This is a genomic window from Aliigemmobacter aestuarii (assembly GCF_004799285.1).
Lineage (GTDB): Bacteria > Pseudomonadota > Alphaproteobacteria > Rhodobacterales > Rhodobacteraceae > Aliigemmobacter > Aliigemmobacter aestuarii.
Genome location: NZ_SSND01000001.1, coordinates 733,134 through 753,286 on the forward strand (window position 1 = coordinate 733,134; position 20,153 = coordinate 753,286).

General features: G+C 67.8%; 19 protein-coding genes. 10 read left to right on the top strand and 9 right to left on the bottom strand.

Features of this window, described 5'->3' with window-relative positions:
• Window positions 1-59 precede the first annotated feature (59 nt).
• The gene (locus E7811_RS03495; RefSeq protein WP_136393182.1) at window positions 60-1,169 is read right to left on the bottom strand and encodes a DmpA family aminopeptidase; all 1,110 of its coding nucleotides are present in this window, start codon (window positions 1,167-1,169) and stop codon (window positions 60-62) included.
• Window positions 1,170-1,341: 172 nt separating this feature from the next.
• Here E7811_RS03495 and E7811_RS03500 point away from each other — a divergent pair, with 172 nt between their 5' ends.
• Together E7811_RS03500 and E7811_RS03505 are read left to right on the top strand one after the other, a co-directional pair.
• Window positions 1,342-1,749: a ketosteroid isomerase-related protein gene (locus E7811_RS03500; protein WP_136393183.1), complete on the top strand. Its 408-nt coding sequence runs from the start codon at window positions 1,342-1,344 to the stop codon at window positions 1,747-1,749.
• Window positions 1,746-2,330, top strand: a complete 585-nt coding sequence (locus tag E7811_RS03505) for a GNAT family N-acetyltransferase (protein WP_136393184.1) — start codon at window positions 1,746-1,748, stop codon at window positions 2,328-2,330. Before E7811_RS03500 ends, E7811_RS03505 begins: the two co-directional genes overlap by 4 nt.
• A gap of 178 nt (window positions 2,331-2,508) precedes the next feature.
• Here E7811_RS03505 and msrA read toward each other — a convergent pair whose 3' ends face one another.
• The 4 genes from msrA to E7811_RS03525 all read right to left on the bottom strand — a co-directional run bounded on the left by msrA (window position 2,509) and on the right by E7811_RS03525 (window position 6,302).
• On the bottom strand, window positions 2,509-3,015 hold the full coding sequence (msrA, locus tag E7811_RS03510) for a peptide-methionine (S)-S-oxide reductase MsrA (RefSeq protein ID WP_136393185.1): 507 nt from the start codon (window positions 3,013-3,015) through the stop codon (window positions 2,509-2,511).
• Between the two features lie 3 nt (window positions 3,016-3,018).
• Window positions 3,019-3,465: a peptide-methionine (R)-S-oxide reductase MsrB gene (gene msrB / locus E7811_RS03515; RefSeq protein WP_136393186.1), complete on the bottom strand. Its 447-nt coding sequence runs from the start codon at window positions 3,463-3,465 to the stop codon at window positions 3,019-3,021.
• 105 nt (window positions 3,466-3,570) lie between these two features.
• Complete coding sequence (locus tag E7811_RS03520; protein WP_136393187.1) at window positions 3,571-4,938, bottom strand: NAD(P)/FAD-dependent oxidoreductase; 1,368 nt, start codon at window positions 4,936-4,938, stop codon at window positions 3,571-3,573.
• Between the two features lie 38 nt (window positions 4,939-4,976).
• Window positions 4,977-6,302, bottom strand: a complete 1,326-nt coding sequence (locus E7811_RS03525; RefSeq protein ID WP_136393188.1) for a glutamine synthetase family protein — start codon at window positions 6,300-6,302, stop codon at window positions 4,977-4,979.
• A 305-nt stretch (window positions 6,303-6,607) separates the two neighbouring features.
• On the opposite strand from E7811_RS03525, the gene E7811_RS03530 reads away from it, so the two are divergent.
• Window positions 6,608-9,265: a calcium-binding protein gene (locus E7811_RS03530; RefSeq protein ID WP_136393189.1), complete on the top strand. Its 2,658-nt coding sequence runs from the start codon at window positions 6,608-6,610 to the stop codon at window positions 9,263-9,265.
• An 80-nt stretch (window positions 9,266-9,345) separates the two neighbouring features.
• Here E7811_RS03530 and ychF read toward each other — a convergent pair whose 3' ends face one another.
• Window positions 9,346-10,443: a redox-regulated ATPase YchF gene (ychF, locus tag E7811_RS03535; protein WP_136393190.1), complete on the bottom strand. Its 1,098-nt coding sequence runs from the start codon at window positions 10,441-10,443 to the stop codon at window positions 9,346-9,348.
• A gap of 76 nt (window positions 10,444-10,519) precedes the next feature.
• Entirely contained in the window at window positions 10,520-10,933 is a 414-nt protein-coding gene (locus E7811_RS03540; RefSeq protein WP_136393191.1) for a CopD family protein, read from the bottom strand.
• Window positions 10,934-11,074: 141 nt separating this feature from the next.
• Between E7811_RS03540 and E7811_RS03545 the strand changes: the two genes are divergently transcribed.
• The 3 genes from E7811_RS03545 to E7811_RS03555 all read left to right on the top strand — a co-directional run bounded on the left by E7811_RS03545 (window position 11,075) and on the right by E7811_RS03555 (window position 13,898).
• The gene (locus E7811_RS03545) at window positions 11,075-11,761 is read left to right on the top strand and encodes an aspartate/glutamate racemase family protein (RefSeq protein ID WP_136393192.1); all 687 of its coding nucleotides are present in this window, start codon (window positions 11,075-11,077) and stop codon (window positions 11,759-11,761) included.
• A 72-nt stretch (window positions 11,762-11,833) separates the two neighbouring features.
• Window positions 11,834-12,625: a tryptophan synthase subunit alpha gene (gene trpA, locus E7811_RS03550; protein ID WP_136393193.1), complete on the top strand. Its 792-nt coding sequence runs from the start codon at window positions 11,834-11,836 to the stop codon at window positions 12,623-12,625.
• Window positions 12,626-12,734: 109 nt separating this feature from the next.
• Entirely contained in the window at window positions 12,735-13,898 is a 1,164-nt protein-coding gene (locus tag E7811_RS03555; RefSeq protein WP_136393194.1) for an alpha-hydroxy acid oxidase, read from the top strand.
• Window positions 13,899-13,907: 9 nt separating this feature from the next.
• On the opposite strand, the gene E7811_RS03560 is transcribed toward E7811_RS03555, so the two are convergent.
• Window positions 13,908-15,053: an MFS transporter gene (locus E7811_RS03560; protein WP_136393195.1), complete on the bottom strand. Its 1,146-nt coding sequence runs from the start codon at window positions 15,051-15,053 to the stop codon at window positions 13,908-13,910.
• 202 nt (window positions 15,054-15,255) lie between these two features.
• Here E7811_RS03560 and E7811_RS03565 point away from each other — a divergent pair, with 202 nt between their 5' ends.
• Window positions 15,256-15,861 (top strand): 50S ribosomal protein L25/general stress protein Ctc, encoded by a 606-nt coding sequence (locus E7811_RS03565; RefSeq protein ID WP_136393196.1) that lies wholly within the window; start codon window positions 15,256-15,258, stop codon window positions 15,859-15,861.
• Window positions 15,862-15,933: 72 nt separating this feature from the next.
• On the opposite strand, the gene E7811_RS03570 is transcribed toward E7811_RS03565, so the two are convergent.
• Window positions 15,934-16,926 carry a glycosyltransferase family 2 protein gene (locus E7811_RS03570; protein WP_136393197.1) on the bottom strand — a complete coding sequence of 331 codons (993 nt, stop codon included), beginning with the start codon at window positions 16,924-16,926 and terminating at the stop codon, window positions 15,934-15,936.
• A 146-nt stretch (window positions 16,927-17,072) separates the two neighbouring features.
• On the opposite strand from E7811_RS03570, the gene pth reads away from it, so the two are divergent.
• From pth to E7811_RS03585, 3 genes are all read left to right on the top strand, one after another.
• Window positions 17,073-17,798 carry an aminoacyl-tRNA hydrolase gene (gene pth, locus E7811_RS03575; protein ID WP_136393198.1) on the top strand — a complete coding sequence of 242 codons (726 nt, stop codon included), beginning with the start codon at window positions 17,073-17,075 and terminating at the stop codon, window positions 17,796-17,798.
• Window positions 17,795-18,835, top strand: a complete 1,041-nt coding sequence (locus E7811_RS03580) for a DUF2332 domain-containing protein (protein WP_136393199.1) — start codon at window positions 17,795-17,797, stop codon at window positions 18,833-18,835. The genes pth and E7811_RS03580 overlap by 4 nt, the downstream gene beginning before the upstream one ends.
• A gap of 115 nt (window positions 18,836-18,950) precedes the next feature.
• Window positions 18,951-20,090, top strand: a complete 1,140-nt coding sequence (locus E7811_RS03585) for a serine hydrolase domain-containing protein (RefSeq protein WP_394345590.1) — start codon at window positions 18,951-18,953, stop codon at window positions 20,088-20,090.
• Window positions 20,091-20,153: the final 63 nt, after the last annotated feature.

The following is a 20,153-nucleotide window of genomic DNA, read 5'->3' on the forward strand; positions in this document are numbered from 1 at the left end:
CAAAGCGGAATTCAAGCGCTACCTTCCCATGCGTCAACCGGCTGTATCCGACCGCCTGTTCAGGCGAACAACCGGCGGAGGGCCTCCCGGTCGATCCCGCGCACGATCAGGCCCTCGGGCTTTACGGCGGGCGTGTCCTCGCCCGCCACGATGGCGTTGACCACGGCCTCGTCCACCGCCTCGACCACCGCCAGGTAGAGCGGGTCGATGCGCTCGGGGTTCATCGTTTCGCGGGTCACGAAATCGGTGTCCCGCTCGGGCATCGGGCCGGGGCCCGCGGTCGAGAAGGCCAGAAAGATATCGCCCGAACTGTTTCCGCCCGGCGTGCCGCCCCGCCCGATCCCAAGCGCCGCGCGCCGCGCCACCGCGCGCAACGACAGCTGCGACAACGGCGCATCGGTCGCGATCACCACGATGATCGACCCGGTTTCCTTCTGGCGGAAGGCGCCTTCGGGCATCAGCCGCCCGACCGGCCGCCCCAGCACGGTGAGCCAGTCGCGCCGCCCGTGGTTGGCCTGCACCAGCACCCCCACGGTAAATCCGCGCCCGCCGATCGCCACCCGGCGCGAGGCGGTGCCCGTCCCGGCCTTGAACTCATAGGCGATCATACCGGTGCCCCCGCCGACCGAGCCTTCGGCCACCGGACCCGACCGCGCGGCGCGGATTGCCTCGATCGCATGGTCGGGCGTCACGTGAAGCGCGGTGATATCGTTCAGGACCCCGTCATAGGTTTCCGCGACCACCGGCATGGCCCAGGAATGTTCCTCGCGGAAATAGCTGCCATACTGCTCCATCATCCAGCGGACCGTGCCATGATGGACCGCGCCAACCGAATGGGTGTTGGTGATGCAGACCGGCCCGGTGAAATAGCCCGCATGGTCGACCCAGTGCGTTCCCGTCATCTCGCCGTTGCCGTTCAGCGCATGAAAGCCCGCCGTTACAGGCACCGGATGGCCGGCATCGGGGCGCGGGCGGATCGCGGTGACGCCGGTGCGCATCCGCCGGGCGGGATCGATAAGGGTGCAGAACCCCACCTCGACCCCCGCGACATCGGTGATGGCGTTCCAGGGCCCCGGCGTGCCGGGAAAGGGCAGGCCCAGGTCGCGGGCGCGGGGCCTCGCGCGATCTTGGGCGGGACCTTGGGCGGAATCGGGGGCGGGGTTGGACATGGCCGGTCTCCTGCTGTGACCCGGCAAGGAAGGACCCGCCGGCCCCCCCTGTCAATCGCCCCGCGCCCAACCGTGGTGTCGCAAACCTGCCCCGATCCGTCCGCATCGGCCTTTTCCCCGGCCCGGACTTCGCGCTAAACCTTTCCCAAACCCGAACACGAGGATGACCGCCATGACCCAAGCCACACGCGACCTGATCGCCCGCTACTACGCCGCCTTCAATGCGGGCGATGCGAAAGCCATGCTCGACTGCGTCTCCTCCGATATCGAGCATCGGGTGAACGAAGGCGGGGTCCGCCGTGGCAAGGTGCTGTTTGGCGAATTCTGCTCGCACATGGGCGTCAGCTATCGCGAGGAACTGAAGGACATCGTGATCTTCTCGAACGAGGACGGCAGCCGCGCCGCGGCCGAATTCGTCGTGCATGGCACCTATCTCAAGACCGATCCGGGCCTGCCCGAGGCGAAGGGACAGGGCTACATCCTGCCAGCGGGCGGCTTTTTCGACGTCAAGGACGGCCGGATCACGCGCGTGACCACCTTCTACAACCTCAACGACTGGATCCGGCAGGTTTCCGAATGATTGAGGTCCGCGCGCTGCAGGGGGCGGAACTCGAGACCGCGCTCGATGACGTCGCGGCGCTGCGCATCGCGGTGTTCCGCGACTGGCCCTATCTTTATGACGGCACGCTCGACTACGAACGCCAGTATCTGGCCACCTATCGCGACACGCCGGGGGCGCTTCTGGTGGGGGCCTTCGATCTGGGGCGGCTGGTGGGGGCGTCCACCTCGACCCCGATGGAGGATCACGCGGCCGAATTCGCCGCGCCCTTCCGCGATCTCGGCATTCCGCTGACCGACATCCTTTACGGCGCGGAATCCGTGCTGCTTCCGGCCTATCGCGGCCAGGGGATCGGCCATCGCTTCTTCGACCTGCGCGAAGACCACGCCCGCCGGATGGAACGCGGCCATGTGGCCTTCTGCTCGGTCGTGCGGCCGGGCGACCACCCGATGAAACCCGCCAACGCACGCACCAACGATGCATTCTGGCGCGGCCGCGGCTATGCCCCCCTGCCGGGCGTGGTGGCCGAATTCTCGTGGCGGGATGTCGGCGACACGGCCGAGACGAAGAAGCCCCTGCAATTCTGGATGCGCAAGCTGTGACCGGAAGGACAAGGGGGCGCTGCCCCCTCGGGCCTTGCGGCCCTCACCCCCGGGATATTTGAGCCAAAGCAAAACAAGTTTGACTCAAATGGCTTTCAACCTGACGAAAATATCCTCGGGGGGTGAATTTGGCGAAGCCAAAGAGGGGGGCAGACAGCCCCCCTTCCCCCCTCCCCGATCATTCCGCCGCGCGGCGTGGAAGCACCCAGGCGGGACGCGGGAAGTGGCAGGTATAGCCGTTCGGGAAGCGCAGCAGGTAATCCTGATGCTCGGGCTCGGCCTCCCAGAAATCTCCGGCGGGTTCGACCTCGGTCACGACCTTCCCGGGCCAGAGGCCTGAGGCCTCGACATCCGCGATCGTGTCGAGGGCGATCTGGCGCTGCGCTTCTGTCAGCCAGTAGATCCCCGACCGGTAGGACAGGCCAATGTCATTGCCCTGCCGGTTCGGTGTGGTCGGGTCATGGATCTGGAAGAAGAACTCCAGAAGTTGCCGGTAGCTGATCCCGGCGGGGTCGAAGATCACCTCGATCCCTTCGGCATGGGTGCCATGGTTGCGATAGGTGGCGTTGGCCACATCGCCGCCGGTGTATCCGACGCGGGTCCGGATCACGCCGGGCAGCCTGCGGATCAGGTCCTGCATCCCCCAGAAACAGCCGCCTGCAAGGATCGCGCGTTCTTCCGTCATGTCTCAGCCCTCCACCTGATCGAGATAGTCGCCATAGCCTTCTGCCTCCATCCGGTCCTTGGGAATGAAGCGCAGCGCCGCGGAATTGATGCAATAGCGCAGGCCGCCAAGCTCGCGCGGGCCGTCGGGAAAGACGTGGCCCAGATGGCTGTCGCCATGGCGCGAGCGAACCTCGGTGCGGATCATGCCATGGGTCGCGTCGCGCAACTCGACGATGTTGTCCGGCTCAACGGGCTTTGCGAAGGCGGGCCAGCCGCAGCCCGAGTTGTATTTCATCGACGAGGCGAACAGCGGTTCGCCCGACACGACATCGACATAAAGCCCGGGGGCGAAATGATGGTCGTATTCCCCGGTGAACGGGCGTTCGGTGCCGTTCTGCTGGGTGATGCGGTATTGCTCGGGCGTGAGCCGGGCAATCGCATCGGGCGTCTTGGCATAGGTCCTGGTCATCTGCGTCTTCCTCTGCTTGCCCGCAAGGATATGGGGTCTTCGGGCGCGCTTGTCCAATCCCCGCGCGTTATTCCCCCGGCATCCTCCCCGGCATCCTCCCCGGCGTCATCCCCGGCCGGTCAGCCGGTTGCCGAGGGCGGCAAGACCCGACCGGCGGCCGGTGCGGTCTTCCTGACGGTCGGCCAGCCCATAAAGCGCATACATCCCGTGCACGCCCAGCCAGCGCAGGGGTTCGGGTTCCCATTTCCGGACACCGCGATTGACCCAGGGCAACCGCGCCAGATCACTGTCGCGGCCAAGCGCCAGATCGGCCAGCGTGCGTCCGGCGAGGTTCGAGGTCGACACGCCCACGCCGACATAGCCCCCGGCAAAGCCGATCCGGCTGTCCGCGTCGAAGCCCACGGTCGCGCACCAGTCGCGTGGCACGCCGAGAACGCCGCACCAGGCATGATCGATCCGGGCCGTCCGCGCCGCCGGGAAATGGCGGTGCAGGATGGCGATGAGGCGGCGGATCGTCTCGCCATCGGGCGCGCCGTGATCATCCACGGTCGAACCGTAGCGATAGGGAACACCCCGCGCGCCCACCGTGATCCGGCCCTCGCGCGTTCGCTGGCAATAGCAATAGGCATTGGCGAAATCGCCGAGGATCTCGTGCCCCTGCCAGCCGATCTGCTGCCAGACCGCCTCGGGCAGGGGTTCGGTGACGACCTGCGCGGAATTCAGCGGAAGCCACTCGCGCTTCAGCCCCGGCAGGGTGGCGGTGAAACCTTCGGTGCAGCGCAGGATCACCCCCGCGCTGACCGTGCCCTGCGGGGTCTTGACCCGGCCGGGGGCGATATCCGTGACCTCGGTTCCCTCGCAGATCGTGACGCCCCGCCGTTCGACCGCCGCCGCCAGCCCGCGCACCAGCTTGGCCGGCTGCACCCGGGCCACGCCGCCCACAACCATCGCGCCCCGGATGCCGGGAATGTTCACCCGCGCCCGCGCCGCGTCGGCGCCGATCGCGTGCACGCGGTCCTCGCCCCAGTGGCGTCGGTGGGCGACCTCGGCCTCCAGCCGTTCCATCTGCGGGGCGGTGACGGCGACCATCAGCTCGTCGGTGCGCAGGATGTCGGCGTCGATCCCCTCGGCCTCGGCCACGGCGATCACCTCGTCGACCGTGCCGCCCATGGCCGCGACCATCGCGCGGACGCCGGCCTCGCCGCCGTTTTCCAGATACCGGTCGTGGTTCCAGGCAAATCCGCCGGTGAGCCAGCCGCCATTCCGGCCCGATGCACCGAACCCGGCGAATTCCTTTTCCAAAACCACGATCCGCAGGGTCGGATCGGCCTTGGCCAGATACAAGGCGGACCACAGCCCGGTATAGCCCGCGCCGATGATCGCCACATCGGCCGCTATGTCGCCCGCCAGCGCCGGGCGGCGCGCGGGCATCCCGATGTCGGCATACCAGAAGGAAACCTCACCCTTGCGCATCACCTACCCCCGTTCCTGCCTCTGACCCCTGCCCGCCGTCACAGATACCAGTCGTGTTCGCGGGGCAGGATATCGGCCAGGAAGGCCTCGAACTCTGCCCGCTTGATCGCGGCATAGGCGGCAGGATAGCGCGGCCCCAGATAATCCGCCATCAGCGCGGACCCTTCCAGCCGGTCAAGCGCCCTCCAGAGCTTCATCGGCATCTCGGGATCGGCCTCGGCCCCGGCGTTGCCGGTCGAGGGTGCGCCGGGTTCCCGCCCCGTGGCGATGCCATGATGCACGCCCGCAAGGACCGCCGCCATCACAAGGTAGGGGTTCGCCTCGGCCCCTGCGATGCGGTGTTCGATACGCCGCGCGGCAGGATCGCCCCCCGGCACGCGGAAGGACACAGACCGGTTGTTCACCCCCCAGGAGGTATTCACCGGCACGAACTGGTCGGGCGCGAAGCGGCGATAGGCGTTCAGGTTCGGCGCGAAGATCGCCATCGCGTCATAGGCGGCGGCCTGCATCCCCGCGATCGCCTGCCCCAGCAGGCGGTCATCGGTGGCGAACAGGTTCCGCCCTTCGCCATCGGCCAGCGAAAGATGGATGTGCAGGCCCGAACCCGACTGGTCGGCGAAGGGCTTTGACATGAACGTGGCTTCAAGCCCGTGGCGCGCGGCCACGCCCTTGACGATGCGCCGCAACAGAAGCGCATGATCGGCCGCGGCGACCGGATCGGGCAGATGGGCGAGGTTAACCTCGAACTGGCCGCCGCCGTATTCGGCGCTGGCCGCCCCGGCGGGCACGCCCTGCGCGGCACAGGCGGCGTCGATGTCCGCCAGAAGGTCGGCCCATTCGTCCAGCTTGTCGAAGGCCAGCACCCGCGGCGCGTCGGGGGCACGCCCCCGGCGCAGCGGGGTCGCCGGGATCACCCTGCCTTCTTCATCGCGCGTGGTCAGGTAGAATTCCAGTTCACAGGCGACGACGGGCCTCAGCCCCGTATCCGTCAGACGCTTGACCACCGCGGCAAGGATCGCGCGCGGGTCGAACCACCACGCCGCGGCGCCTTCTGGCGGGGCGGGGGCGATCAGGACCTGCGCCGTGTGGGCCGCCCACGGCACCGGCACCAGCGTGCCCGGCACCGGGAACGAGATCGCGTCGGGATCGCCATCGGAAAAACCGATCCCCTCCACATCCCAGCAGGCCCCAAGCGCATCGAGCGTGGTGATCCCGGCGCAGAAGGCCACGCCAGAGGACCAGACTTTGCCCGCCTCGCGCGCGGGATAGCGTTTGCCCACGGGCGTGCCGCAAAGATCGAACATCACCGCATCCAGAAACCGCACCCCCGGATGCCGCGCCCTGAACTCCTCCCATTCCGACATGCCGATCTTCCCCCCTGCGCTTCCGCACCTTCGCCTGTTGGCCAAGGCTAACGCGGGTTCTGGATTTGATCAAATGGGAAAGCCGCTGCCGCAACACCTGCCGCACGCGCGCCGCGCCAAGGCGAACGGCCGGCGTGCCTTCCCCCTCGTTCGGGGTGCGGGGATAGAGGGCATGGCAGGGGCCAAAGGGGGGGGGCGGAAGGGGGAGAGACTACTCTTTAGTATAGGTCAATAACCTTTTTGCGCAGCCCGCCGATGCGTTATCCTGACCCGGATATTCAGCTTTATTTCCAAAGGAGTTTTCCGTGGCCCGTTTCCGCCTGAGTGCCGGCCCCGACCGTCTGATCGGAGGGGCCAATATCGCCGACAGGTTCATCCTGTCCACGCCCGGGCACCTGACCGGGGCAGATACGATCAAGGGCGGCGCGGGGGCTGGCGACCAGCTTGTCATCCGGGCGGGCATGACGCTGGGGGCAGCGGCCTTCCAGAAGGTGGCGGGGATCGAGGCGATCCTGATCAACACCGCCTCGCCGGTCGCGCTGACACTCGTGAACCGGCTCACGGCCTTTTCTGCCCTGCCGGTTTTCACCGTCACCGGCGGGGGCGGCGGCGATACGATCAATGCGGGCGCGATCACCAATCGCGCGCTTCTTATGAACGGGCGCGGCGGCAATGACATCCTGACCGGCGGCGCGCGGGCCGATGTGATCCGCCCCGGTTCGGGCAACGACCGCGCCAGCGGTGGCGCGGGCGATGACCGGTTCGAAATCACCGCCGCCGATCTGACCTCGGCCGACCTGCTGGATGGCGGCATCGGCTCCGCCGACACGCTGCGCGTGCTGGCGGGCGGGGTGCTGGCGCCCACCGCCCTCACAGGCCTGCGCGGGATCGAACGGATCGACCTGACGGCGCTGGGGTCTGCGAACCTTAGCCTGCTTCTGCCCGGCACGCTTGCGCCCACGTCGGGCGCGCAGGTCACGCTGATCGGCACGGCGGGCGCGAATTCCTTTGCTGCGGCGCTTGCCTCGATTTCGGTGAACCTGATCGGCGGGCTGGGCAATGACACGCTGACCGGCGGGGCGGCGAATGACCGGCTGGACGGGGGCGACGGCAACGACCGGCTGAACGGGCGCGGGGGAAATGACCAGCTGTTCGGCGGCAGCGGGAACGACACGCTGTCGGGCGGTGCAGCGAACGATCTGATAGCCATCGGAAGCGGCACCGACGTGGCCGACGGTGGAGAGGGCAACGATACCTATCTTGTCGCGGCGGGCGATCTTTCGGCCGATGACCTGATCGCCGACGAATCCGGCACGGGCGACGTTCTGCGCGGCACGGGAACGGCGGCCATCGTCATTTCGGCGGCCATCGCCGACCGGATCACCGGGATCGAAAGCATCGTTCTGGGCGCCGGCGCCGACCGGCTGACGCTGACCGACACGCTGATCGCGTCCCATGACGCGGCGTTCCTGACGGTGGACGGCGGGGCGGGGAACGATTCGATCACGGCGGCGGCGATGACGGTGCTGGCCGGGGGGCGCGGGCTGCTGCTGCGCGGGGGCGACGGGATCGACACGCTGATCGGCGGGCTTGGCAACGACACGATCGACGGCGGCACGGGCACCGGCCTTTACGACGGCGGCAGCGGAAACGACCGGTTCCTGATCCGCCGGACCGAGATGCTGCTGGCCCCCACGGTGAACGGGGGCGCGGGGAACGAGGACGAAATCGTCTTCAACGGCGGCGGCGCCATCACCGCAGCCCATCAGGCGAACGTGACCGGGATCGAACGTTTCGTCCTGTCCGACGAGGGCATGAGCCTTGCCCTGGCGGGGTCGGCGACGGCCGCCACCAATGTTTTCGCCTTCACCGTCATCGGCGGCACGGGCGATGACCTGATCGACCTGACCGGTTCCACCAAAAGGACGCAAGTGGTTGCCGGCCACGGGGACGATACCGTTCTGGGCAGCGCGTTCCGCGACACCATCGAGGGCGGGCGTGGCATCGACCGTCTGGAAGGAGGAGGCGAGGCCGACCAGTTCATCTTTGCCGCCGGCGAATTGACGGGCGCCGATACGGTGAGCGGCGGGGCGGGCTTTGACAGCCTCGAGATCGGACTTGCTCCGGGGCAGTTCATGGGCCCGACGGCCTTCACGGGGGTATCCGGCATCGACAGGCTGTGGCTTCAACCGACCGGAGAAGGCGCGACGGTCATCCTTCCGGCGAATCTTTTGCTGCAAAGCGATCTGTCCACGTTGAATGTGACCTCGTCAGGATCATTCGGCATCAGGATCGACGCGCGACTGGTCACTGGCGGGGGCATAAGGCTGGACGGCGCCAACGGCGCGGATACGCTTTATGGATCATCGGGTTCCGAATCCCTTGTCGGGAATGCGGGCAACGATGACCTGATCGGGGGGCCGGGCGGAGATTCGATCTTTCTTGGCACCGGCGAGACCACCCTCGACCGCGCGATCTATACCTCGATCACGGACGGCACGATCGACATCAACGGCACGCTCTCTGCGGGCCAACTGGCGATGGCGGACACCGTGAACGGCACCGAATTCGTCAACAACTTCATCGTCGTGAGCAGGGTGGCCTTCGGCCTGCTCGACGCGACGACCTGGTTCGTCGGAGCCGCCCAGGACATCAGCCTCAATTTCAGCGCGGCACGGCTTACAGGGGTCAGCATCGCGGGGGATGCTTTCGGGTCGCTTACGGCTGTGCGAAACGCGGTCGGCTCGCGTCTTGCAGACAACGACCCGACCGAGAACGAGGGCCTCATCCTCGTGATCACCGGTGCCAGCGCAACCCGGTTCGGCGTCTACTACTTTGAGGATCGCGACCAGAACAGCACGGTGGATGCGGCAGACCTCTTGCACCTTCTGGCGATCGGCACCGGCGAAGGACCCACGTTCGGCGGAAACAGCGGCTTCCGCCTGACATCCGACCTGTTCTGAGCCTGCCCCCGGCCGGTTCCCGGCCAGGACAGCACGGGCGCGCAGGCGGGGCGATTAGGCCCGCACGTCCGGAACGCCCGTCAGGCGTTGAAAAGGAAGTGCAGCACGTCGCCGTCCTTGACCTCATAGGTCTTGCCCTCGACGCGGAACTTGCCGGCCTCTTTCGCGCCCGCTTCGCCCTTGCCGGCGATGTAATCGTCATAGGCGATGGTTTCGGCGCGGATGAAACCCTTTTCGAAATCCCCGTGGATCACGCCTGCCGCCTGAGGGGCCAGCATGCCCTTCGTGATCGTCCAGGCGCGGGCCTCCTTGGGGCCGACGGTGAAATAGGTCTGCAGCCCCAGAAGCTGGTAACCGGCGCGGATCAGGCGATCGAGCCCGGCTTCCTCAAGCCCCATTTCCTCAAGGAACATCGCAGCCTCGTCCTCGGGCAGTTGCGCCAGTTCCTCTTCGATCCGGGCCGAGATCACGACCGTGCCCGCGCCCTGCGCCGCGGCCATCTCGGCCACGCGGGCGGACTGGCTGTTGCCCTTGGCCGCCGCCGATTCCTCGACGTTGCAGACATAAAGCACGGGCTTCGCGGTCAGAAGCTGAAGCATCCGCCAGGCGCGTTCGTCCTCGTCCGAGACCTTGATCACACGGGCGGGGCGGCCGTTTTCCAGTTCCTTCTGCGCCAGGGCCAGCAGGCGGTCCTGATCGGCGGCTTCCTTGTCGTTGCCCTTCAGCTTCCGCGCCAGGTTGGCGCGGCGGCGTTCGATGGATTCCAGATCGGCCAGCATCAGTTCGGTTTCGATCGTCTCGGCATCGGCGACCGGGTCGATCCGGCCTTCGACATGGGTGATGTCGCCGTCCTCGAAACAGCGCAGCACATGGGCGATAGCATCGCATTCGCGGATGTTGGCGAGGAACTGGTTGCCCAGGCCTTCGCCCTTCGAGGCACCACGGACCAGCCCCGCGATATCGACGAAGGTCATCCGCGCCGGGATGATCTGTTTCGATCCGGCAATCGCGGCCAGCTTGTCCAGCCGCGCGTCGGGCACCGCAACCTCGCCCACGTTGGGTTCGATCGTGCAGAAGGGGAAATTCGCAGCCTGCGCCGCCGCGGTGCGGGTCAGCGCGTTGAACAGGGTGGATTTGCCCACGTTCGGCAAGCCCACGATCCCCATCTTGAAGCCCATGTCAGACCCTCCATCAAACCGCCGCCTCCCTAGCGCGCGGGGCGCGTCGAGGCAAGGCCGCGTGCGGGGGCGCCGATCAGAACGGCTTGACGACGACGACCCACAGGATCGCCAGCGTGCCGATCACGCTGATTTCGTTGAAGACGCGCAGGAAGACCTCGCTTTCGCGGAACACCCCGCGGCGGGCGCGCACGACCAGAACGCCGGTCCAGACATAATGCGCCGCCAGCAGCGAGACGAGCGCCAGCTTGACATGAACCCAGGGCGCCCAGCCCCAGACCTGCCAGCCCAGCCACAGGCCGGTGATGACCCCGATCACCGCCAGCCCCGCCGAAAAGCGGTAGAGTCGCACGGTCAGGTCGCCCGTCGGGCCGAATTCGCCAAGCTGCGCCCATTCGCGCTTCCAGTAGATCAGCGCGCGCGGCACGGCAAAGACGGATGTCATCCAGCCCATGACGCACAGAAGATGAATGATCTTGACCCAGTCCATGCGCCCCTTCTGCCCCGGCGCGGGCAGCAAGGCAAGGGGCGCGCGTGCCGCAGGTCGGGGCCGCAGGCGCACCGGCGGTGTAGCGATTGACAGGCCGCCGACCCGGCGGGATGATCGGGGCCAGCCTGACGGGAGGGGCACATGAATGTCGGCCTGATCACGGGGCTCGGGCCCGCGGCCACCGTCGCCTATTACCGCCACCTGACCGGGGTGGCGGCAGAGCGGGGCCACCGGCTTGACCTGACGATGGTCGAGGCCAACATCCGCGACGTGCTGTCCAACAACCTTTCCGGCCGCGCGCAGGAGCAGGCCGAAATCTTTGCCCGATTGCTTCACCGCCTGAAGGCCGCCGGGGCGGAATGTGCCAGCATCACCGCCATCGGGCCGCATTTCTGCTGGGCCGAGACGCGTGCGCTCAGCCCGCTGCCGCTGGTGTCGGCGATCACGCCGCTTGACCGGTTCTGTGCCGGTCGGGGCTTTGGGGCCGTCGGGCTTCTGGGGACCGGGCGGGCGATGGCGACGGCGCTGTTCGGCCAGATGGTGCGGACAGCGGTGATCGTGCCCGAGAACCTCGACGAGGTCGGGACGGCCTATCAGGACATGGCCGTTCAGGGCCGTTGCGACGCGGCGACACGCGACCTTCTGTTCGCCGCAGGTCGCCGGTTGATGGATCGCGGGGCCGAGGCGGTCGCCCTTGCGGGGACCGACCTTCTGCTGGCCTTCGACGGGCGCGATCCGGGATATCCGGTGATCGACGCGCTGGAGGTCCATGCCGATGTGCTTGCCGATCTGGCCACCGGTCGCGCGACCCTTGCGGATGTGCTTTGACAGCCGCGACTTGCCCTTGATTTCCGCCCCCGCCCCGTGCAAACCGCTGAAAGCCACCAGAGGGGACGACAGATGACACGGATCGACGCGACATTCGCCAGACTGCGGGCCGAGGGCCGCAAGGCCTTTGTCTCCTACATCATGGGCGGCGATCCGGATCAGGCGACCTCGCTTGCCGTGATGAAGGGCCTGCCGGCGGCGGGCGTGGACATCATCGAACTTGGCATGCCCTTCACCGACCCGATGGCGGATGGCCCGACGATCCAGCTGGCCGGCCAGCGCGCGCTGGAAGCGGGCATGACGATGGACCGCGTGCTGGACATGGTGCGCGATTTCCGGGCCGGGGATGCCACGACGCCCATCGTGCTGATGGGCTATTACAACCCGATCTATTCGCGCGGCGTCGATCGCTTTCTTGCCGAGGCGACCGAAGCCGGGATCGACGGGCTGATCGTCGTTGACCTGCCCCCCGAAGAGGATGACGAGCTTTGCATCCCGGCGCAGAAGGCGGGGATCAACTTCATCCGGCTCGCGACGCCGACGACCGACGACCGGCGCCTGCCGAAGGTGCTGCAGAACACCAGCGGCTTTGTCTATTACGTCTCGATCACCGGGATCACCGGGGCCGCCGCCGCGCAGGCCACCGACGTTGGCCCCGAGGTCGCCCGGATCAAGGCAAAGACCGACCTGCCGGTGATCGTGGGCTTCGGCATCACCACCCCCGAAGCCGCGCGCGCGATCGCCAGCGTGGCGGATGGCTGCGTGGTAGGGTCCGCCATCGTCAAGGATATCGGCGCGGGCAAGCCCGTGGCCGAGGTTCTGGCCAATGTCGCGGCGCTGGCCAAGGGCGCCCATTCGGCCTGACCGCCGCGATTTCGCGTGTGCAGGGGGTCGCCCACGGGGGCGGCCCTTTTTCATTGCATTGCGCCGCCACGATTGGTAAAACTTTCTGACCAAAAAGGGGACAGCCGCCATGCCCGTGATCACCTGCATCGACGACCTCAAGCGCCTGCACAAGCGGCGTGTGCCGAAGATGTTCTACGACTACGCGGAATCGGGCAGCTATACCGAACAGACCTTCCGCGAGAACACGTCGGATTTCGCGCAGATCCGCCTGCGGCAGAAGGTGGCGGTTGACATGTCGGGCCGCAGCACCGCCGGGACGATGGCAGGCCATGACGTCGCCATGCCCGTGGCGCTGGCGCCGGTCGGGCTGTGCGGCATGCAGCACGCCGATGGCGAGATCAAGGCCGCCCGCGCCGCCGAGAAATTCGGCGTGCCCTTCACCCTGTCCACCATGTCGATCTGTTCGATCGAGGATGTGGCGGCGCACACGACCAAACCCTTCTGGTTCCAGCTTTACGTAATGCAGGACGAGGATTTCGTCGATGCGATCATCGAACGGGCGAAACGGGCGAAATGTTCGGCGCTGGTGCTGACGCTGGACCTTCAGATCCTCGGCCAGCGGCACAAGGACCTGAAGAACGGCCTTTCGGCCCCGCCGAAACTGACCCTGCCGGTGATGCTGGACCTGGCCACGAAATGGCGTTGGGGCCTGGGGATGCTGGGCACGAAACGGCGGTTCTTCGGCAATATCGTGGGCCATGCCAAGGGCGTGGGCGACACCGCCAGCCTGATGAGCTGGACCTCGGAACAGTTCGATCCGAAGCTCGACTGGGGGAAGATCGCCCGCATCCGCGACCAGTGGGGAGGAAAATTCATCATCAAGGGCATCCTTGACGAGGAAGACGCCCGCATCGCGGCCGATTTCGGAGCCGACGCGATCATCGTGTCGAACCACGGCGGGCGTCAGCTTGACGGCGCGCTATCGGCGATCCGCATGCTGCCCTCGATCGTGCGGGCCGTGGGGGACAAGGTCGAGGTCCACATGGACAGCGGCATCCGGTCGGGTCAGGACGTGCTGAAGGCGCTGGCGCTTGGGGCAAAGGGCACCTACATCGGCCGGTCCTACATCTACGGGCTCGGCGCGATGGGCGAGGCGGGCGTGACCCGCGCGCTGGAGGTGATCCGCAAGGAGCTGGACACGACGATGGCGCTGTGCGGCGAACGCGATGTCAAGGCGCTTGGCCGGCACAACCTGCTGATCCCCGAGGGGTTCGAGGGCCACTGGGCCTGAGGGCGCGCCTCAACTCCGCAGCCGGGCCATGACCGGCGCCAGCACCAGCAGGCTGCACAGCATCAGCGCGGCAAAGACGAAGGCCATCCGCAGGCCGAAGCTGCCCGCGATCAGCCCCAGCATCGGGGGGCCCACGAAATAGCCGAAATACCCCAGCATCGTCGCGCGCGCCACGGCGCGGGCGCGGGCCTCGGGCGCGGCGCGGCGGCCGACCAGCGAAAAGGCGGTCGGCGCAATCACCGATGACCCGATGCCCATCACGATGAATCCGGCATAGGCCATGAGCGGGTTCAGCGCGAAGGCCGCCGTCAGGGCACCACAGGCCGAAACCAGCGCCCCCGCGCGCAACAGGAAATACGGATCGGTCCGCGCGACGATCCCCTGCCCCGCCAGCCGGGCAAAGCCCATCGTCAGCGCCAGCGCGGCAGGCCCCATCGCGCCCTCGGCGGGGCTGCCGCCCAGTGTCTTTTCGATATGCAGGGCCGACCAGTTTTCGGCCGCGTTCTCGGTCAGGAAAGCGATCAGCACCATGCCGCCGCCGATCACCGGCACCATGCCAAGGCTGCGCCCCGGCCCCTCCTTCGGGCGGGCAAGCCCGTCGATCCGGCCGTCGCTTTCGAACGTCAGAAGCGCCAGCAGCGCCGCGCAGCCCGCCGTGGTCAGCATGACCCAACCCGGCGGCCAGCCTGCGTTGCGCATCAGGCCCGTGGCGATGGCCCCACCCGCATAGCCGAAGGAATAGCCCGCATGGCAAAGCGTCATCAGATGCAGCGCCCGCGCGTTTTCAAGCGCGGCCACGCGGGCGTTCATCAGAACGTCGGTCAACCCGGTCGCCGCGCCCGCGATCATCATCGCCAGCGGAAACAGCCAGACCGAGGACGTCTGCCCCGGCAGGATGAATCCCAATGCCATCGCCATCGTGGCCAGCGGCAGCGCCAGCCGCCCCGCCGCCACCCCGAACGAGGGGGCAAGAAACATCGCGACCACCGCCGCGAGCGAGGTGAACAGGATCAACCGGCCCAGTTGCGCCTCGTCCACGCCCAGTTGCAGCTTGAGGTCGGGCAGGACGGCTGCGAAGGTGCCCCACAGGATTCCCATCGCGGCAAAGGCCGCCAGCGCCGCCCGGGCGGTGGTCAGAGTGGTCAGGAATGGCATGAGGCGCTCCGCAGGGTGAGTGCGACAGAGCTAGGCCCTTCGGAGTGTCGCGGCAAGCCTGTGCGCGACATGCCCCGGCCCGTGTGCGCCGGTGCGCGGCCCGCTTTTGGGCTTCCCTTCCAGCCGATTCCCCGCTATAGGCCCCCGGTCGCGCCGCACACCCTTGGAGGGCGGCGGACCTAACAGCAAATGGAGACTGACAATGGCTGGTGAGATCCCGGATCTTATCGCCGAGGTACGGACGGGGACAGGCAAGGGGGCCGCTCGTCAATCGCGTCGCGATAACAAAGTACCCGGCATCGTTTACGGCGGCGGCGTGGACCCGCTTCCGATCAACCTCGACTACCACTACCTGCTGAAGCGCCTGAAGGCAGGCCGCTTCCTTTCGACCCTCTTCAACCTGAAGGTCGAAGGCCAGGACGACGTGCGCGTGATCTGCCGCGGCGTGCAGCGCGATGTGGTCAAGGATCTGCCCCGGCATGTCGATTTCATGCGCCTGCGCCGGACCTCGCGGATCAACCTGTTCATCCACGTGACCTTCGAGAACCACGAACAAGCCCCCGGCCTGAAGCGTGGCGGCACGCTGGTCGTGGTGCGCCCGGAAGTCGAACTGGAAGTGACCGCGGGTGACATCCCCGATCACATCACGGTCGACCTGACCGGCCGCCAGATCGGCGACGTGATCCACATCAACGATGTGGCGCTGCCCGAAGGCGTGAAGCCCACGATCGACCGGAACTTCGTGATCGCGAACATCTCGGCCCCGTCGGGGCTGCGGTCTTCGGACAACGAGGCTGCCGAGGAATAAGTCCGGCACAGCGGACGAGGGACGGGGCGCGGGGGGAAACCTTCGCGCCCTTTCCTTTGGCACCCGCGCGCCTTAGTCCTCGGGGAATTCGGGCGCGCCTTGGGCCTTTTGCAGATGCGCGGCGTGGCGCGGGTCATCCTCTGGACGTCCCCCGGCGCGGGCGACGATCCGGGCCACGTGATCGGCACAGCACAGGTGATGCAGCCGCCAGACATCGGGCAGGCGCAGACAGTCCTGCCGCAGCGCCTCGAACGCATCGGCGTGGCGGAGCGCGGTGATGTCCATCGCCTCGTTGCGGTCGGCGCGGGCGAAATAGGCATCGTCATAGCGATCGCGCAGCGCCACGGGCGACAGCGTGCCGCGCTTCAGTCCAAAACTTTCGTGGGACCGCAGCATGTAATGGTTGATCTGCGCCACCTTGTGCCCGACCAGCCCCGCGGGCAGCGTGCGCGGGCCGCCCGCTTCGGCCCGGAAGCCGGGCATGGGTCGGCCATCGGCTGTGATCCAGCCCAGGCCGGGGGTGTCCCAGTCGCCGCCCGCCGCGGCGATGTCGAACCGGCGCGGCCCGTGTTCGCCAAGACGCCCGAACCAGTCGGGGCGGCGGAAGATCGCCTTGACCCAGCGTCCCATCGCGTGGCGCGGGCGCTGGCATTGCAGGAATTGATGGTGCACGGGCTGATCGGCATAGGTTTCGATCCCCGAGGAGCCAAAGACCTTCCAGTTGATCGACATGCCCAGAAAGGCGGGCGGCCCCGGCGGGATCAGATCGGTGATCCGCCCCTCGCCCCGGTGGATCACCAGGAATTCATCGACATCCGCCACCATCACCCAATCGGCGCCCGTCACGGCGGGATGCGCCTTGGCCGCGCGCAGCTTGCGCCGGGTGATCGGCTGGCCGGGCGGCACGTCGCAGCGCAGGTGATGCACCCAACCCGCGCGCGCCAGCGCGTCCAGAAGATCGGGCGAGGGATCGGTGCAATCGTTGGTCACGACCAGGATGTCGGTGAACCCCAGAAGCCGATACCAGGTGACCCATTCGACGATGAACGGGCCTTCGTTGCGCATGGAACAGACGACGGTGTGGCGCACTTCTGTCGGGGTCTCCGGTCCTCTGCCGCGGACCCTGCACGGGCTGGAGCCGGGCGTCAAGCCTTGCGCCCTGCCCCGCCTGCTGGCATTCAGGATGCATCACGCACAGGAGACGGCAGGCGATGAAGCTCTTTGTGGGCCTTGGCAATCCCGGGGCGAAATATGCCGAAAACCGGCACAACATCGGCTTCATGGCGCTGGACCGGATCGCGGCAGATCACGGGTTCGGCCCGTGGAAGGCGGCCTTCAAGGCGCTGGTCGCCGAAGGCCGGTTCGGATCGGACAGGGTGATCCTGCTGAAACCGCAGACCTTCATGAACCTGTCGGGCGAGGCGGTGCAGGCTGCGGCCGGTTTCTACAAGATCGCGCCCGAGGATATCGTCGTCTTCCATGACGAACTGGACCTTGCCCCCGGCAAGCTGCGGCTGAAGCAGGGCGGCGGACATGCGGGCCATAACGGCCTGCGGTCAATCCACGCCCATCTAGGCGAAGGCTATGGCCGGGTACGTCTGGGGATCGGGCATCCGGGGCACAAGGATGCCGTGGCGGCCTATGTGCTGCATGATTTCGCCAAGGCCGATCAGGGCTGGCTTGACGATCTGCTGCGCGGAATCTCGGATGGCGCGGCCGCCCTTGCCGCCGGCGATGGCGCGCGGTTCCAGAACGCGGTGGCCGCGCGGATCGCACCGCCGCGCCCCTCGACCGGGGACCGGCGCCCGGATGCGGCGCCCGCCAGACCGGCGCCCCAGATCGCCCCCGATCCGAAGGCCCCCGATCCGAACCCGGGCCCCAACGCCCCCGAGGACGGCCGCAGCCCGCTGCAAAGGCTGGTGGATCGCTTCCGGTGAACGCGCGGGTCAGGGACAGTTTTCACGTCCAGGCAGGCCATTGCGAGGCCCTGGGTTCGCCCTTCACCGCGCGCCTGTTGCGGCTTCTGGCCGATGGGCTGATGCCCGACGGGGCGGTGGCGGCGCGGGTGCTTGACTGGCCAGGCGACCCCGACGGCAAGGCCGACGCGCTGGCGCTGCGGCTGGCAGGGGGCCTTCACCATCTGGCGCGCGAGGGGATAGACCCGGACCTTGCCGCCGTCTATTCCGCCCCGCCCGACGATGACGCCGCGCTTCTGGCGCCGGTTCTGGCCGCGCTGCACAGGCACGAGGCGGCGCTTCTGCGCTGGCTCGACAGTGCGCCCCAGACGAACGAGGTGCTTCGGTCGGTCGCGCTGATCGCGGCGGGGCACTGGCTTGCGGCGCGGACCGGCCTGCCGATGGTTCTGTCGGAACTGGGGGCAAGCGCCGGGCTGAACCTGATCTGGGATCATCACGCGCTGGTTGCGGGCGGCAGGCGGTTCGGCCCCGCGGAGGCGACGGTCACACTCTGCCCGGAATGGTCGGGCCCGCTGCCGCCCGATGCCCCGCCCCGGATCGCCGCGCGGGCGGGGGTTGACCTCAACCCGGTTGATCCGCTGCGCGACCGGGGCAGGCTTCTGGCCTATGTCTGGGCCGATCAGGCCGACCGCATCGCAAGGACCGAGGCCGCGCTGGACCTGGCCGCGCGGCTGCGTCCCGAGATTGCGCAGGCAGACGCGATCGACTGGCTTGCGGGTCGCCTGGCCCAGCCCCATCCCGGCCACCTGCATCTGGTCTTCCACACCGTCGCCTGGCAATATTTCCCCGCCGCCGCCCGGCAAAGGGGCGAGGCACTGCTGACCGAGGCCGGCGCCCGCGCGACGGATGAGGCGCCCCTTGCACGGCTTGCGATGGAGGCTGACGGCGAAACGCCCGGCGCGGGGCTTGCGCTGACCCTCTGGCCGGGCGGGCAGACCACCCGCCTTGGCCGGGTCGATTTCCACGGCCGCTGGGTTGACTGGCAAGCGCAGGGGTGACGTTGCGGCGGCCTGGGCGCCCCGGCCTTGCCCGACCGCGTGTGCTGTGGTCATCATCCGCCGGGTGGACAACGGGGGATTGGCGGAGGGGGATTGGCGGATGCGGCGCCTTCTGATGCGCGGACTTGCGGTTCTGGTCGTGGTTCTGGCCGCCCTTGCCGCCTGGAAATGGGACGAGATCACACGGCTTCGCGCCGTTCTGACGCTGTTCGACGAAGACCGGATCGTCGCCAATTTCAGCCGGATGGACGCGGCCTTCCTGTCGCGGCCCGTGCCCGTGGCGGGGCCTGCGCTGCCGCTGCCCGAAGGCCCTGCGATGACCCTGCCCGAGGGCGCCGGGGACTGGATCGCCGAACGCGCCGTCACCGGGCTGGTCGTCCTGAAGGACGGGGTTATCGTGCATGAAAGCTATCACCTCGGCACTTCGGCCGAGGATCTGCGCATCTCGTGGTCGGTGGCCAAGTCCGTGCTGTCAGCGCTTTACGGCATCCTGCTGGCTGAAGGCGCGGTCGGCACGCTGGATGATCCGGTAACGCGGCACGCGCCCGCGCTGGCCGGGTCGGCCTATGACGGGGCGACGGTGCGCGATGTGCTGACGATGCAGTCGGGCGTGACCTTCAACGAGGATTACCTGGATTTCAACAGCGACATCAACCGGATGGGCCGGGTCCTTGCGCTTGGCGGGTCGATGGACGGTTTCGCCGCGGACCTGAAGGCGCGTGACCGCGCGCCGGGGACGGGCTGGCAATATGTCTCGATCGACACGCATGTGATCGGGATGGTGATCCGGGGCGCGACCGGGCGCACGATCCCCGACCTGGTATCGGAAAAACTGTTCGGTCCCCTGGGGCTTGAGGCCGAACCCCGCTATCTGACCGATGGCGAGGGCGTGGCCTTCGTTCTGGGCGGGTTGAACCTGCGCACCCGCGACTATGCGCGGATCGGCCAGCTTTTCCTTGACCTTGGCCGCGCCGACGGCCGCCAGATCGTGCCCGAGGATTGGGTTCTGGCCTCCACCCGCCCGCAGGCGGCAACCGCGCCGGGCGCGATGGGGTACGGCTACCAGTGGTGGATCCCGCCGGGTTCGACCGAGGGCGAATTCCAGGCGCAGGGTGTCTATGGGCAGTATATCTATGTCAACCGGCCCGCGGGCGTGGTGATCGCCGTCAATGCCGCCGACAGGGGTTTTACCGCCGAGGGCGTCGATGCACGGAACACCGCCATGTTCCGCGCCATCGCCGCAGCGGCGCGCTGATCCGCGCCGGGGGCCTTGCCCCGACCCCGCGCCGGATTAGACTGAACGCAAAGGCGGAGGATG